Source organism: Lentzea sp. NPDC004782, from assembly GCF_040609115.1.
GTDB lineage: Bacteria > Actinomycetota > Actinomycetes > Mycobacteriales > Pseudonocardiaceae > Lentzea.
The window spans coordinates 103,019-117,513 of record NZ_JBEXJN010000016.1 but is presented as its reverse complement, the minus strand read 5'-3'; the positions used below and the strand labels follow the sequence as shown (position 1 = coordinate 117,513).

Genomic DNA, 14,495 nt, shown 5'->3' with positions numbered 1-14,495 from the left:
TCGGACCCGTGCCTTCCGTTATCAGCTGTCATCCATTAGGGCTAACGCGAGCTCGCCGCGAGCCGTGATGCCGAGCTTCGCGTAGGCGTTCGAGAGGTGGTTGTCGACGGTGCGCACGGAGATCACCAAAGTGGACGCGATCTCCTTGTTCGTCAACCCTCGTGCAGCCAGCACGGCGATCTCCCGCTCACGACGGGTCAGTGCCGGTGCCGACATCAACGCCAACGCGGGCGTGCGCGCGCCCTGGCACATGCTCACCAACCGCCCGTACAACGCCCGGTTGCCGGACGCAGCAGCAGCTTCCGCCGCGTGCAACATCATCCCGGCCTCTTCGAACCGTGCGGCGACTTCTATCAGAGCGCCGGAATCATTGCGCACCAACGCCTCTGCGTGTGCGGCATACACCGGCACGAGCAACCCTGTCGTCGTCGCGGCAAGCTCACGCAGCCGTTCGAGTGCACGATCGGCATGTCCGAGCCGCACCGCCTCGTGCAGCAACAACGCCTCGGCGGCGAGCTCTCCGTGCGCGCGAACGTCCGCCGCCGCCTCGAACGGCGACACACCACCGGCCCAGATTCGCGCGATCCACAGCCCGTAGCGCTGCGGTCGTTGCCCCTCCGGCGCCAGCTGCTCCGCCTCGTCGAGCAGCGAACGAGCGTTGTTGCCCAGCAACGCTTCCACGCACGTGAGCACGCACACCTGCGCGAACGGATGAGCGGGACGTGCCTCGCGCAGCAGCCGGCGGGCCTCCTCGAGCCGACCGGCCGACATCGCGAGGCTCGCCCTCGAGACAGCCCAGGTCGACCGCATGGTGGGCCACTCCACCCTGTTCCGGTGTGCCTGCTCGGCAAGGCTTTCCGCCTTCCGCAGATCACCGTGCAGCGCGTGCACGAAGACCTCCGCGAGCAAGGTCATCTCCGCGCCCAGCGGGATGTCCGGCCGTGCCGGGATGACCGGGAACGGCGGCACGTACCTGCCCTGCACCACGTCGATCATCGCGCGGACCGCGGCCACTTCCGGCTCGTCACCGATGAGCAGGGCGCGCGCCTCGTCGTACTTCCCCGCGTCGTGGAGCAGGACGGCTCGCGCGAGCTCCATGTCGACCATGGCCGCGGCTTCCTCGCTGCGGCCAAGCCCCCAGCCGATGTTCGTCGCACGGATGGCGCGCACTTCCGCTGGGTCGTCGTCGGTGGCGACCATCGCGAAGACGTCTTCCGCCTCCTCCGGACGGTCGGTGAACACCAGCACTTGCGCCAACAGCAGCGCAGCGTCCACACCACCACCGACCGACCAAGCCGCACGTGCGAGTCGTTCTGCCAGAGCAACGCCACCTGTCGCACACGCCAGATGCGCGGCTTTCAGCAGTAGCGCGGGATCGTCTGCTGTATCGCTGTCCAGCCGCAGGACAGCCACGCGCAACGGGTCGTCGAGCACATCAGCCAAATAGCGCTGATGGTTGCGCTTGCGCAGAGGAGGGCACTGCGCGCGCAACACCTCGCCGTACAACGGATGCGCGAGCCTCAGGCCGTCGTCGGACACCGTGACGAGACCGTCCAGCGCCTCGGACGCGGCCAGGTCCAGGGGTTCGCCGAACGCGAGCAGCTCCAGCACCCGGCGTTCCTCGTCCGGCACGGCGGCCAGGTGCGCCTCGATCAGCTCGACGAGCCGCGGCGACAGGGGCAACGCCCCGTCCAACGACCAGACGCCGTCGTGCGCCACCCACCGTGCCGCGAGGTGCATCTCCCGCAGCAGCAACATGTTCCCGGCCGAAGCCGTCCACAACCGGCTGGCGGTACCGCTCTCCACCACGCCGCCCAGCACGGTTTCCAGCACCTCGGTGACCTCGGCGGGACCAAGTGGTTCGAGTTCGATGCGCGGCAGCAGTTCGTCCTTCCAGAGGGCCATCACAGGTTCCGGTGCGCGCTCACCCGACCGCAGTGTCGCCACCACCACGGCTTCTCGGTGCTGCACAAGCATGTGCAACAGGCCCGCTGACGCGTCATCGAGCAGATGCAGGTCATCGACCGCGATAACGCGGCCGCGCAACGCAAACCGTGCGGCGTGCAACATGGCCAGCGGCGAGGGTTCCACCTCAGGCAGGAGAGGGGCCATCACGCCGAGTGGGATGCCGGACATCGCGGACGTCGCACGCAACCGGACGTCACACGCCACCTCGTCCAACAACCGCGTCTTGCCCACCCCGGCCGGCCCGGCGACGATCAGCCCGGCGCCGCGCACCGCACGCCGGACCTCGGCGAGCTCGGCGCCCCTGCCCACGAACGGCCACCCCATCCGGTCAGGCTAGGTGATGCCCGGCGCGAAGATGGGTGATCGTTCACTCAGGCCCCCGAACAGCGCAAACGCCACGCTGAGGCCATGAGCTTCTTCGCAGACCCGACCCCGTACTTCGACCGGTGGCGCGAGCAGGGCCCCGCGCTGATCGACACCCCGGACGGCCGGCGGGCGTGGATGATCAGCCGTTACGACGACGTCGTGCAGGCGCTCAGCCACCCCGGCCTCAGCAGCGCCGTCGTCCCCGGCGGAATGCTGAACCACACCGACCCACCGGAGCACACGCAGCTGCGCAAGCCCATCGCGCGCGCGTTCTCCACACGGCGCGTGGAGGCGCTGCGGCCGCGCATCGAGCAGATCACCAACGAGCTGCTGGACGCGTGGGAGACCGAAGAAGAAGTGGACGTCATCGAGACGTTCGCGTACCCGCTGCCGATCACGGTCATCTGCGAGCTGCTCGGTGTGCCCGGAGAGGACTCCGACGAGATCCGCGCGATCACCGCCGAGCTGCTCGCCCCGGAGACGATGGCGCAGGCCTACGGCAGGTTCGCCGCCTACGTGCAACGTCTCGTGGACACCAAGGAACCCGGTGACGACGTCATCACCGAGCTCCGCGACGAACCGAACCTCGTGAACAACCTCGTGCTGCTCATCACAGCGGGCCACGAGACCACGGTGCACCTGATCGGCAACGGGCTGCTCGCGCTGCTGCGCGATCCCGCCCTGAAGCAGACGTTGCTCGACGACCCGATCCTGGTTCCGGAGGCCGTGGAGGAGTTCCTGCGCTTCGACGGTCCGCTCGCCCTCGGTGTCGCGCGCGTCGCGACATCCGACGTGGTGATCGGAGGCGTGAAGATCCCGCGGTCCTCGGCCGTCACCATCTCGCTGGGGGCGGCGAACCGGGATCCGTCCCGGTACCCGGACCCCGACGTGCTGCAGCTGGGCCGGCACCCGCACCTCGCGTTCGGGCACGGGGTCCACTACTGCGTGGGGGCGCGGCTGGCGCGCGTCGAGGCCGAGATCGCGTTCGGAACGCTTCTCCGGCGTTTCCCGGAACTCGCGCTCGCCGCTGAGCCCGAGTGGCGGGAGTCATTCATCCGAGGCTTGGCGTCATTTCGCGTGCGGCCGAAGCCCTGATCGCTGCTCTGGCCGCCGACAGGTCGTCGACGGCGTAAATCTCGGGGCAGGAGGCGATGACGAGGTCCTTGTCTGACGCAACAGTCAGCAAAGAAACCTTCTCGGTCAACGACTTGGCTTGCCGGACAACTCCCTTGGCGTCGACGCGGATCAACGTGACCCACGTCTCTGACCAGGGAAAGTCGGCGACGGCGCTGGATTTCCGCAGGCCTTCCACATCGAACTCGGCAAATCTGGGCATGCCACCAACATAACGAGTGGAGGTTGCGAAAAGTCAAAGATCACCCTTTCACCGCAATGCCGCCAGCAGATGAGACAGGTTGACACCAACGGCGTCCGCCAACCGGCGCACGACTTCCGGTGCAGGTGCCAACGGGTGGGTGTCGCGGGTGAACGGCAGTCCTTCGCCGCCGGAAAACTTCGATTGCGGGGTGACGGGCGCGAGGATCGGGTAGACGCGCCAGCGCGGCACCTTCGAGTCCGCCATCGCGAGCGTGTTCTCGTGCCACAACATCACGGCGGACTGCCGTTCGTTGCGCGCGAGGACGCAGCCGTAGCCCGTGAGGGTGATCGCGCGCGCGGCCGCCCGCACCGGGTTGCGGAAGTCCCCGTCCACCACCCACACGCCGTTCATGACCTCCGCGTTGAGGCCTTCCGCCTCCAGCGCGGCGAGCGTCTCTGCGTGCTGGTCGTCCGCCGCGGCCGTGGCGAGCTCCACGACCTCCTGCACCTCGGAGGCCGTCACGACGCGCGCACCGGCCTCGGTGGAGGCGTGCAGGAGGCGTTCCACGTAGCGGTCCTCCGCGTAGGCCGCCCACTCCTGCGCCTTCTCCCACGCCGACCGTGCGATGACATCGGCCTCGGAGCCACCGCGCAGCCGTGCGTCCTGCAACAGCTGTGCGAGCACCACGGCGATGACGGAACTCAGCAGGGCGTCGTCGTGTGACTCGTCGTCTTCGGGCACGAGAGCGGTCACCAGGTCGCGCAGATCCGCGCGCCAGCTCTCGTCGCCCGCCCACACGCCGATGGCGAGCAGGTTCAGGTAGTGGTCCGCGATGGCCATCCGCACGAGCAACGGCTGAGATGCCGCCTCACGCGCGTCGCGCCGCGCGTTGACCTTCATCTGCTGCCGTTCCGCGGGATCGACCACGCTCACGCGGATCTTGTCGAGTTCGTCGAGGAAGTCGTCCCACCGGTCCTCCGAAAACCGGGCGAAGACGTCGTCCACCTCATACCTCCAGCTCACAGTCGAGCGACGGACTCGAGTACTCGTCTGGTGCGCGCCACTTCGTGCGCGCGGAACACCGCGGCGCCCGCCACCGCCGCGATCGCCGTCGCGACGAGGGTTCCCTCGACGCGTTCGTGCAGTTCTACGCCGAGGGTCTCCCCGACGAAGTCCTTGTTGGACAACGCCATCAGCACCGGCCAACCGGTCGCCACCAGCTCGTCCGTGTGTCGCACCAGCGCGAGGCTGTGCCACGTGTTCTTGCCGAAGTCGTGTGTGGGGTCGATCAGCACGCTCTTGCGCGGCACACCGAGCGCGACCACTCTCTCGGCGTGCGCGGTCGTCTCCGCGATGACGTCGTCGATGAGATTCGGATAGCTCACCCTATGCGGACGCGTGCGGGGTTTGACACCACCCGTGTGCGAACAGACGTAACCGGCGCCGTACTCCGCGGCGACCTCGGCCAGCTGGGGGTCCGCGCCCGCCCACGTGTCGTTGAGCAGGTCGGCGCCGGCCTCGCAGGCGAGCCTGCCGACGTCCGCGCGCCACGTGTCGCTGCTGATGACGAGGTCGGGGTAGGCCTCGCGCACGCGGGCGATGAACGGCACGACGCGGCGCACCTCCTCGTCGGAGTCGACGAGATCGCCGGGGCCCGCCTTCACGCCGCCGATGTCGACGATGTCCGCGCCCTCGTCGACGACGCGGTGGACGGCCTCCATCGCGACGTCCTCGGCGTAGGTGGCGCCTTTGTCGTAGAAGGAGTCCGGGGTGCGGTTGATGATCGCCATCACCAGCGCGCGGTCGCGGACGACCGTCCGGCCGCGGAAGTGGAGCTCGATCACACCCCGTGTCTACCAGGTGGCCGAAGACCTCGGCACATGGCGGACGTCTCATACTGCCCGGGTGGAACTGGTACAGGCGATCGACACGGCGTGGCAGCGGGGCTGGCTGCCGTACGACGTTCGCGAGATCGTGTCGCGTTCACTCGACGAGTCGGCCACTTCTCTCGTGGTGGACGTGATCGCTTTGTCCTGTTCGCCGCCTGCCTCGTCGACGGTGCACCCGCGGTGGCAGCGCCAGCTGGACGAGATCGGCGCCTCTGTGTGGTGGGACGGCCCGTTGTTGGAGGCGTGGGCGGCGCGTCACATCGAGACGGAGTCCTACGCGTCTCGCACGGCTGCACGGTTGTTGACGTTCCTCCAGAGGTTGCCCGTGTTGCCGCGCATCCTGCCGTTGCCGGGCGACGCTTTGATGTCGGCCGTGCGCGCGGGTGTCGACCCGAAGGTGCTCAACCGGGTGCGCGGGCTGCTCGCGAAGGCCGAGTCGACGTCGTTCGCCGAGGAAGCCGAGGCGTTGTCGGCCAAGGCGCAGGAGCTGATGAACCGGCACGCGCTGGAACGGGCCGTGCTCGACGCGGACCTGCCCGCCCTCGCGACGTCGCGGCGGATGTGGCTGGACAAGAGCTACTTCAAGGAGAAGTCGCAGCTCGTGCACGTGGTGTCCAAAGCGTTCCGCTCCCGTGCCGTGGCCTACGACGGGTTCGGGTTCGTCGCCCTGGTGGGGGACGAGGTGGATCTGGAGAGCGTCGAGCTGCTGTCGACGTCGTTGCTGGTGCAGGCGACGCGGGCGATGGTCGCCGTCGGCGGGCGGGCGTCGAAGGGCAGCGAGGCGCGGTCGCGGCCGTTCCGCAAGGCGTTCCTCGTGGCCTACGCGACGCGGATCGGCGAACGGCTGGCTTCGGCCGCCGACGTCTCCGATGTCTCCGACGAGCGGCTGCTGCCGGTGCTGGCCGACCGGAAGAAGGCCGTGGACACGTTGTTCGACGAGATGTTCACCCGGACGAAGACCTCACGCGTGACGGTGCGGTCGGCGGCCGGGTGGGGTGCGGGCCGGGCGGCCGCGGACGTCGCGGACATCGGGACCGGCCGGAAGACCGTGACTTCGGGTTAAGCTGACGCCGCCGCCCCGCGACCCAGGGTGGTGCACGTCCTTGTTCGGGAAGTCTCTTGCTGTTGCCGCGGTGCTCGCGGTGACCTTCTCCTCGACCGCTTCCGCGTCGTTCTCGCTGCTCAGGCCTCTGACGCGCGGCAACGGCGACTCCACGACGCCGGTCATCAGCGCTGATGGACGCTATGTCGCGTTTCCCTCTCTCGCGTCGAACCTCGTGCACGGAGACCGCAACGGCGTCTCCGACATCTTCGTGAAGGACCTGCGCACGGGCGTGGTGCGGTCGGCGTCGCGTGGCGGTGACGGACCGTCGTTCGACCCGCCCGCGTTGAGCGCTGACGGACGGTTCGTCGCCTTCGTGTCGTCGGCCACCAATCTGGTCGCCGGTGACACCAACGGCGTCGATGACGTGTTCGTGACCGACATGCGCACCGGGCACGTCGAGCGGGTCAGCGGCGGCAACGGTCCTGCGTTCGGTTCGCCGGCCATCAGCGCTGACGGGCGTTATGTGGCGTTCCGGTCCGAGGCGTCGACGTTGGTGGAGGGGGACACCAACGGCGTGGCGGACGTCTTTCTGAGGGACCGGGTGTCTGGTGCCGTGACGCGGATCAGCACGTCGGCTTCCGGCGCACAGGGCGACAAGCTGGCGCTCCACGGCCTGGCGATGAGCGCCGACGGCCGGTTCGTCGTTTTCCCTTCCGCCGCGACGAACCTGGTGCCGGGTGACACGAACGGCAGCGTGGACATGTTCGTGAAGGACGTCGTTTCGGGTGCGGTGGAACGGGTCAACGTGTCCGCTTCAGGCGCACAGAGTTCGTCCTACACGCTGATGCCCGCCATCACGCCCGATGGTTCACGCGTGTTGTTTGTGGCGTGGGGCGACACGTTGGTGCCCGGTGACACCGTGGACACGCCGGACATCTTCATGAAGGACAGGCGTTCCGGTGCGATCACGCGGGTGAACACCCGTCCTGACGGGACGGTGTCGGACGCACAGCCGTATCAGCCGTCGGTGAGCGCGGACGGCCGCTTCGTCGTGTTCTCGTCGCTGGCGTCGAACCTGGTGCGCGGTGACACCAACAACGTGGACGACGTCTTCCTGAAGGACATGCGCACCGGTTCGGTGACGCGGCTGAGCGAGCGCTTCGGCAGGCAGGGCAACGACTTCTCGCTGGCACCGACGATCAGCGCGGACGGCCGCTCCGTGGTGTTCTCCTCGAAGGCGACGAACCTGACCCCCACCCCTTCGAGTGAACTCCTCCTTCACAACCGCATCTGAAGGCCTTCCCCCGCGAAAAACCGTCAGACCCCCTCCCTAACGTCGACCCCATGACATCCACCTACCACAACGAGATCAAGCTCGGCGAGGTCAACTACCGGCTGAGCGCGACGACGGACTCCTCGGAGTCCCTGGTGCTGGACCTGCTGGGATCGCTCGACTCGGGCGAGGTGATCGCGGACGGGCGCCTTCGGCTACCGGTCGAAGGCGCCGCCACGGTCGGCAAGCTCCTGTCCCGCGTCCTGGGCGCCCACACGCGCCTGCGAGGCCGCACGTCCCGCTACGCCAACGCCAACCAGCCCTGGTCCGACGAGCTCGACGCCACCCTGCGCACCACCTGGCTCACCCCGACCGACGACCCCGCTCCCACACTGATCAGGTCCATCGCCGACGACATGCAACGCTCCCCCACGGCCATCCGGGCCCGTCTGCCGCGAGTCGGCTGCGACCCGGACGTCCCCGGCCGCGAACTGTCCCGGGCCGCCGCCACCCTGCTGGGGTCGATGTCAGGGACGACTCAGGGAAAGACCTGATTCGCCGGACCTCGGCCCGGTGGACGCTGGAGCGGCAAGCACCAGAGTCTCAGGGGGTAACAGTGGAAATCGGCGGCTTGTTCACCGCGCTGCTCTTCGGAGCCATCATCGGCGGCCTGGGCCGCCTGGTCGTTCCGGGCAGGCAGCACGTCTCACTGCTGGCCACCATCCTGGTGGGCATCGTCGCGGCCCTCCTGGGCACCGCGGCGGCCACCGTCCTGGGCGTCGCCGACACCCCGGGCATCGACTGGATCGAACTGGCCCTCCAGGTAGGCCTCGCAGCCACAGGCGTGACCATCCTGGCCAACCGCTCCAGGCCCAAACTCCCCCGCTAGCCGACCGGGCAAGGGCGGCACCCGCCGCCCACCCACCGACTCACCACCGGCCCGCAACCCGCGGACCCGAGCCGCCCTGCCCTCCGCCGCTCCCAAGCGCCCGGACCGCACCGCGCCCAACGGGTCCCCGTCCGGCCATACCCACACGCACCCGCGGGAGGCGCGCCGGCTCCGCAACCTCGCACCACCACCCGGCATCACCGGGCATGCGACGCCACGTCCACTGACCGCTGCCACACGAACACCGTCCGCACAGCCCGGCGCCCTCAACGCTTTGGGCATCTGCGCCCCGGCCCGCGAACCCGCGGTGGTCTTCTCCGACGGTCTCTACCAGCTGGAAGACCACACCGCCTTCACCGCCTGGCTGGGTGACGACGAAGGCTGGGCCGACCCGTTCACCCGGCAGTCGATCAGCGACCTGTTCTAGTCAGCAGAGTCGGCAGGATCGGCAGGGGGCCGAAGCGCCAGGTACGCCGGCCGCAGCAGCGAGACGACGTCCGAGCGCCGGACCGTGATCGGCACGCCGTCGAGCTGGTCGAGCACCGCGTCGACGCGCACCTCAGCCGTGGGGTCGCCGAGGGTCAGACCGGACGCGGTCTGCCGCTGCCAGAACGTGTCGAGGCATCGGGTCAGCGGCGGCGCCTCCTCGCGCGCGGCGACGGCCCGCGCTGTGCCGCGCAGGGTGCGGAGGCGTTCCAGCAGGTCCTCGCGGCTGCGGCCGCGCCAGGCCAGGATTTCGAACGGGTCGTTGTCGAACGACTCGGCGAGCAGGTAGCAGGCGGCGGCGAGGTGTTTGCACGGCACTTCCCAGTCGGGGCAGGTGCAGTCCATCGTCAGCTCGCGGGACGAAGCCGGGAAGAGCTGCAGGCCCAGCGACGCGAACAGCGCCTCGATGTCGACGGGCATCTCGCCGGCCAGCAACTTGGCCGCGTACAAGGCTTTGCCGGCCAGCGCGTGCTCGATGCGCTGCCATTCCGGCGCGGTGAACGCCTTGATCGCGATGCGCGCCTTGTACGGGGTGGGGCGTGAGCCCTGCACCAGTGCGATGACCATGCTGGTGGACAAGGACAACGAGAGGACCTGGCCCTGGCGCGCGTAGTTGCGGCCGCGGCTCAGGCGGCCGCCCATGCCGAACGACTCGAGCACCTCGATGAAGCGGCGCGACCACCACGTCGCGCCGATGTCGCCGCGCTTGCTGCGCGCCTTGATGCCGTTGTCCACCTTGATGGTCTTGCCATAACGGGGACCGGACCAGTGTTCACTCACCGACGGCCTCCCCCGACAACGTCAGCAGGTCGCGCAGCTGGGCCGTCGACAGCTCGGTCAGCCAGTTCTCGCCCGCGCCCACGACCAGCTGCGCCAGCGCGCGCTTCTCCTCGATCATCGCGTCGATGCGTTCCTCCAGCGTGCCGATGCAGACGAACTTGCGGACCTGCACGTTGCGGCGCTGGCCGATGCGGAACGCGCGGTCGGTCGCCTGGTCCTCGACCGCGGGGTTCCACCAGCGGTCCAGGTGGATCACGTGGTTGGCGGCGGTGAGGTTGAGGCCGGTGCCGCCCGCCTTCAACGACAGCAGGAACAGCGACGGGCCGTGGGCGTCCTGGAAGCGTTCGACCATGCGATCGCGCGACGCCTTGTTCGTGCCGCCGTGCAGGAACATCACCTCGGTGTCGAAGCGCGCGGCGAGGTACGGCACGAGCATGCTGCCGAACTCGGTGAACTGCGTGAAGCACAACGCCTTGTCGCCCTCGGCGAACACCTCCTCGAGCACTTCCTCGAGGCGCGCGAGCTTGCCGGAGCGGCCGGCGACGCGCGAACCGTCACCCAGGAAGTGCGCCGGGTGGTTGCAGACCTGCTTGAGCTTGGACATCGTCGCGAGCACCAGGCCCTTGCGCTCGATGCCGTCCGACTCCTCGATCTTCTCCAGCATGTCGTTCACGACGGCCTGGTAGAGCGAGGCCTGTTCGGTGGTGAGGTTGCACAGCTGGCGCATCTCGACCTTGTCCGGCAGGTCGCTGATGATGCGCGGATCGGTCTTCACGCGGCGCAGCACGAACGGGTTCGTGATCTTGCGCAGGCGGGCGGCGGCGTCCTGGTCGTTGTGGCGCTCGACCGGGACGGCGAAGCGGGCGCGGAACGTGTTGATCGTGCCGAGCACACCGGGGTTGGCGAAGTCCATGATCGACCACAGCTCGGCCAGGCGGTTCTCGACGGGCGTGCCGGTCAGTGCCACGCGATGGCGTGCCTTGAGCTGACGCACGGCCTGCGACTGGCGGGTGGCGCTGTTCTTGATGTTCTGCGCCTCGTCCAGCACCACGCGGTCCCAGGTGAGGTCGCCGAGCGCGTCGGCGTCGCGGGCGGCCAGCGCGTACGTGGTGAGCACCAGGTCGTGGCTCTCGACGGCCTCCCGCAACGCGTCGCCGTCCAGCCGGTCCGCGCCGTGGTGCACGTGCACGGACAGCTCCGGGGTGAACCGCGCGGCCTCGCGCTGCCAGTTGCCGACCACCGACATCGGGCAGATCAGCAACGTCGGCGGCCGCTTGCCGTGCGCGCGGTTCAACGCTTCGAGCGCCAGCAGCTGCACGGTCTTGCCGAGGCCCATGTCGTCCGCGAGGCAGGCGCCCAGGCCGATCCGGTCGAGGAACGCGAGCCACGCCAGGCCGCGCTGCTGGTACGGGCGCAGCCGTGCGCCGAAGCCCGCCGGCGGCTCGACGGGTTCGAGCTGCTCGTCCGCCTTGCCGGACAACAGGTCCCCGAGCCAGCCGTCGGCCTCGACGGACGTCAGCGGGAGCGGGAGGCTCTCGTCCGCCGCACTCAGTCCACTGTGGAGCATCACCTCCGCCGCGGTCATCTGCCCACCACCGCGTTTGAGGAACGCGAGGCCCGCGGCGAGGCGTTTCTGGTCGACCTGCACCCACTGGCCGCGCACCTTCACCAGCGGCACCTTCGCCCTGGCCAGCTCGGCGAGCTCGGCGTCGGTGAGCGTGTCCTCGCCGAGAGCCAGCTCCCACTTGTAGTCCAAAATGGACTTAAGGCCGATCTCGCTCTCCTTGGCGACGGTTCCGGCCGTGCCACGGCTTTTCGTCGTGAGCTTCAACCCCAGCTTCGTCTGCTGCTGCCACCACGACGGCAACAACACACCGAATCCCGCCTGCGCCAGCACGGGAGCGGCGGTGAGGAACCGGTACGCGCCCTCCGCGCCGACCTCCAGCTCGGCCGGGTGCGCGTCGCGCAACGCCTCGTCGAGGTCCGGGTGCAGTCTGCTCGCCCGCCCGAGGTCGGCCAGCAGGTGCTCCTGCGGTGCCGGGATCCAGCGCCGCAGCACACCGTCGTCCGCGAACCACACCTGCTGCGCGGGCACGAGCACGCTCGGCTCGTCGACGGCCTGCAGCAGGAACTCGATCGCCCACTCGTCCTCGTCGCGCTGCTCGGGCGAGCGCAACCGGAAGCACGTGCGCACCGGGCTCTCGTTGCCCGCGCTGTCGCGCCAGCGGTCCAGCTGTTCGCGCAGGTCGTACAGCTCCACCGGGTCCGCGTCGAACACCGGCTCCCCGGTCAGCGCGGCGAGCCACGCCTCGGCGGTCGTGGCGCGGCCGCGCTGCTTCGGCGCGAGGACCATGCCGTTCAACCGGCTCCTGACCTGCTCGTCGACCGCGGTCGTGAGCGCCGCGCGCACCAGTTCGGCCGGGTCGCTGACGATCTCCTCGCACCTGCACGCCGGCGGCATCGCGGTCTGCAGGGCGGCGAACCGCGCCGAGTCCGTGCCCGACAGCACCGGCACCCACCGCGCAACGGCGTGATCAGGCGCAATCGACGGCAGCACTCGCCCGCGGTCCACCAGATCGGCGGCGAACGCCGCCACGTCGAACACGAACCGCGCGGAGTCGCTCAGCCGCACCTCGGCGCCGGGCTCGGGCTTGACCGTCAGCCGGATCGTGGGTACACCCCACTGCCGCAGCCCGACCTTGCCGCGCTGCGCCCGCCCCGCCGCCAACGGGTCGCGCACCAGCTCCGGCGACGCCATCGGCCCGGAGGAGTAGGACGGCAGCAGCAGCGCCCGTGCGGTCGTCTTGAGCGCTTCCTGCCCGAACGCCACAGCCAGCGACTCCCCCGTCGCCGCGAACGGGTGCGGAGCGTCCCGGCGTGTGCTCTCGCTCCGTGCGGGCAGCGCGGAGTCCTCGGCCCACAGCGCCAGGACGCCGTCGGTCGTGCACAGGCCATGCAGTACGAGCACCTTTGAACCCTATGTGTTCACATTGGCGCCATGGTCGAAGACTCCCCTGTCGTGCTGGACGGTCAGTCCCTCGGCGCCGACGACGTGGTGCGCGTCGCGAGGTACCACGCGCCGGTGGCCCTGCACGCCGACGGCATCGAACGCCTCGAAGCGTCGTGGCGCGCCAGCCAGCGCCTCGTGGTGCGACGACAGGTCTACGGCCGCACCACCGGCGTCGGTGCGAACCGCGACCAGATCATCAGCACCGAGGGCTGGGCCGAGCACGGCCTGCGCCTGCTGCGCAGCCACGCGGGCGGCCTCGGCGGCATGCTCCCCGAGGAACAGGTGCGCGCCATGATGGTCGTGCGCCTCAACCAGCTCCTGGCAGGCGGTGCCGGCGTGCGCAGACCCGTGGCCGACGCCCTGCTCGCCGCCCTGAACAGCAGCTGCTACCCCGGCGTGCACGAGTACGGCGCCATCGGCACCGGCGACCTCACGGCGTTGGCCGAAACCGGCCTGACCCTGCTGGGCGAGCGCTACTGGCTCGGCTCCACGCAGACCCCGGACCCGATCGAGCTCGACTCCGGTGACGCGCTGGCGTTGATCAGCAGCAACGCCCTGACCATCGGCATGGCGGGCCTCGCCTGGCAGGACGCCCACCAGCTCCTGAAGGCCACCCACGTCGTGGCGGCACTGTCGTTCCTCGCGGTGGACGGCGCCGTCGAGGCCTACGACGAACGCGTCCACCTCGGCCGCCCGCACCCGGGTCAGGTGGCGGTGGCCGCCGAAATGCGCCGCCTGCTCGCCGAGCCGTCCCGCCCGGCCGCCCGCGTCCAGGACCCGTTCGGCTACCGCTGCTTCCCGCAGATCCACGGCCCGGCCGTCGACGCCGCCACCGACCTCGGCCGCGTCCTGGACGTCGAGTTCAACGCCGCCGCGGAGAACCCGCTGATCGTCGCCGACCACTTCGGCCCGGAAGACGACGCCGCCTACCACCACGGCGCCTTCCACAGCGCGTACCTGGGCCAGGCGCTGGACCGCCTGCGCCTGTCGATGCTGCACACCGGCCACCTGTCGACCGCCCGCCTGGCCACCCTGGTCGAGCCGAACTTCACGGGCCTGCGCCCGTTCCTGGCCGAGGGCGTGCGCGGCAGCTCGGGCGTGATGATCCTCGAGTACAGCGCCAACTCCGCGCTGGCCGAGGTCCGCACCCTCGCCGAACCCGCGAGCATCGGCAACGCCGTCGTGTCGCGCGGGCAGGAGGAGAACTCGAGCTTCGCGTTCCAGTCCGCCTCGCAGGCCCTGCGCTCGCTGGGAGCGTTCCGGCTGGTGCTCGCCTGCGAGATCGTCGCGGCCGTGCGGGCGTTGCGGCTGCGCGGGGTGCGACCGGAGACGCCGGCGTTGCTGGCCGCGTTCGAGCTGGCGGAGTCGAAGCTCAACCCGGACATGGCGGACCGCCAGCTCAGCCCGGACGTGGAGGTCGCGTCGGGACTGCTGGACGACTTCGCGGCCTGCTAGCTCTGTGATGATCGTT

13 protein-coding genes are annotated in these 14,495 nt (G+C 69.7%); 7 read left to right on the top strand and 6 right to left on the bottom strand.

Going from position 1 to position 14,495, the window contains the following annotated elements; all coding sequences use genetic code 11:
- Nucleotides 1–21: 21 nt before the first annotated feature.
- The gene (locus ABZV40_RS17470) at nt 22–2,292 is read right to left on the bottom strand and encodes a LuxR C-terminal-related transcriptional regulator (protein WP_355441857.1); all 2,271 of its coding nucleotides are present in this window, start codon (nt 2,290–2,292) and stop codon (nt 22–24) included.
- A gap of 84 nt (nt 2,293–2,376) precedes the next feature.
- Here ABZV40_RS17470 and ABZV40_RS17465 point away from each other — a divergent pair, with 84 nt between their 5' ends.
- Nucleotides 2,377–3,429, top strand: coding sequence for a cytochrome P450 (locus ABZV40_RS17465; protein WP_355441853.1), 1,053 nt, complete (start codon nt 2,377–2,379; stop codon nt 3,427–3,429).
- Here the strand turns inward: ABZV40_RS17465 and ABZV40_RS17460 are convergent.
- Genes ABZV40_RS17460 through folP form a run of 3 tightly spaced genes read right to left on the bottom strand, consistent with a single transcriptional unit; the run spans nt 3,386 to nt 5,496 of the window.
- Nucleotides 3,386–3,670 (bottom strand): hypothetical protein, encoded by a 285-nt coding sequence (locus ABZV40_RS17460; protein WP_355441850.1) that lies wholly within the window; start codon nt 3,668–3,670, stop codon nt 3,386–3,388. The genes ABZV40_RS17465 and ABZV40_RS17460 overlap by 44 nt on opposite strands.
- 48 nt (nt 3,671–3,718) lie before the next feature.
- Nucleotides 3,719–4,657: a hypothetical protein gene (locus tag ABZV40_RS17455; RefSeq protein WP_355441848.1), complete on the bottom strand. Its 939-nt coding sequence runs from the start codon at nt 4,655–4,657 to the stop codon at nt 3,719–3,721.
- A 14-nt stretch (nt 4,658–4,671) separates the two neighbouring features.
- Entirely contained in the window at nt 4,672–5,496 is an 825-nt protein-coding gene (folP, locus tag ABZV40_RS17450; RefSeq protein WP_355441844.1) for a dihydropteroate synthase, read from the bottom strand.
- A 61-nt stretch (nt 5,497–5,557) separates the two neighbouring features.
- Between folP and ABZV40_RS17445 the strand changes: the two genes are divergently transcribed.
- From ABZV40_RS17445 to ABZV40_RS17425, 5 genes are all read left to right on the top strand, one after another.
- A complete protein-coding gene (locus ABZV40_RS17445) occupies nt 5,558–6,604 on the top strand; it encodes a DUF2786 domain-containing protein (RefSeq protein WP_355441842.1) in 1,047 nt (348 codons plus the stop codon).
- A gap of 40 nt (nt 6,605–6,644) precedes the next feature.
- Nucleotides 6,645–7,880 carry a hypothetical protein gene (locus ABZV40_RS17440; RefSeq protein ID WP_355441840.1) on the top strand — a complete coding sequence of 412 codons (1,236 nt, stop codon included), beginning with the start codon at nt 6,645–6,647 and terminating at the stop codon, nt 7,878–7,880.
- A gap of 50 nt (nt 7,881–7,930) precedes the next feature.
- Complete coding sequence (locus tag ABZV40_RS17435) at nt 7,931–8,413, top strand: hypothetical protein (RefSeq protein ID WP_355441837.1); 483 nt, start codon at nt 7,931–7,933, stop codon at nt 8,411–8,413.
- A gap of 62 nt (nt 8,414–8,475) precedes the next feature.
- Complete coding sequence (locus ABZV40_RS17430; RefSeq protein ID WP_355441834.1) at nt 8,476–8,748, top strand: GlsB/YeaQ/YmgE family stress response membrane protein; 273 nt, start codon at nt 8,476–8,478, stop codon at nt 8,746–8,748.
- 274 nt (nt 8,749–9,022) lie between these two features.
- Nucleotides 9,023–9,175 (top strand): hypothetical protein, encoded by a 153-nt coding sequence (locus ABZV40_RS17425; RefSeq protein ID WP_355441831.1) that lies wholly within the window; start codon nt 9,023–9,025, stop codon nt 9,173–9,175.
- Here the strand turns inward: ABZV40_RS17425 and ABZV40_RS17420 are convergent.
- Both ABZV40_RS17420 and ABZV40_RS17415 read right to left on the bottom strand, forming a co-directional pair.
- Nucleotides 9,172–10,014 (bottom strand): SWIM zinc finger family protein, encoded by an 843-nt coding sequence (locus ABZV40_RS17420; RefSeq protein WP_355441829.1) that lies wholly within the window; start codon nt 10,012–10,014, stop codon nt 9,172–9,174. The genes ABZV40_RS17425 and ABZV40_RS17420 overlap by 4 nt on opposite strands.
- On the bottom strand, nt 10,007–12,982 hold the full coding sequence (locus ABZV40_RS17415; protein WP_355441826.1) for a DEAD/DEAH box helicase: 2,976 nt from the start codon (nt 12,980–12,982) through the stop codon (nt 10,007–10,009). The genes ABZV40_RS17420 and ABZV40_RS17415 overlap by 8 nt, the downstream gene beginning before the upstream one ends.
- A 30-nt stretch (nt 12,983–13,012) precedes the next feature.
- Here ABZV40_RS17415 and ABZV40_RS17410 point away from each other — a divergent pair, with 30 nt between their 5' ends.
- Nucleotides 13,013–14,479 carry an aromatic amino acid ammonia-lyase gene (locus ABZV40_RS17410; protein WP_355441823.1) on the top strand — a complete coding sequence of 489 codons (1,467 nt, stop codon included), beginning with the start codon at nt 13,013–13,015 and terminating at the stop codon, nt 14,477–14,479.
- The last annotated feature ends 16 nt before the right edge of the window (nt 14,480–14,495 follow it).

What these genes read in the sequence shown, in the direction of transcription:
- ABZV40_RS17460 (WP_355441850.1), bottom strand. Translation starts at nt 3,670, where the DNA reads ATGCCCAGATTTGCCGAGTTCGATGTGGAAGGCCTGCGGAAATCCAGC.
- ABZV40_RS17470 (WP_355441857.1), bottom strand. Translation starts at nt 2,292, where the DNA reads ATGGGGTGGCCGTTCGTGGGCAGGGGCGCCGAGCTCGCCGAGGTCCGG.
- ABZV40_RS17435 (WP_355441837.1), top strand. Translation starts at nt 7,931, where the DNA reads ATGACATCCACCTACCACAACGAGATCAAGCTCGGCGAGGTCAACTAC.
- ABZV40_RS17465 (WP_355441853.1), top strand. Translation starts at nt 2,377, where the DNA reads ATGAGCTTCTTCGCAGACCCGACCCCGTACTTCGACCGGTGGCGCGAG.
- ABZV40_RS17410 (WP_355441823.1), top strand. Translation starts at nt 13,013, where the DNA reads ATGGTCGAAGACTCCCCTGTCGTGCTGGACGGTCAGTCCCTCGGCGCC.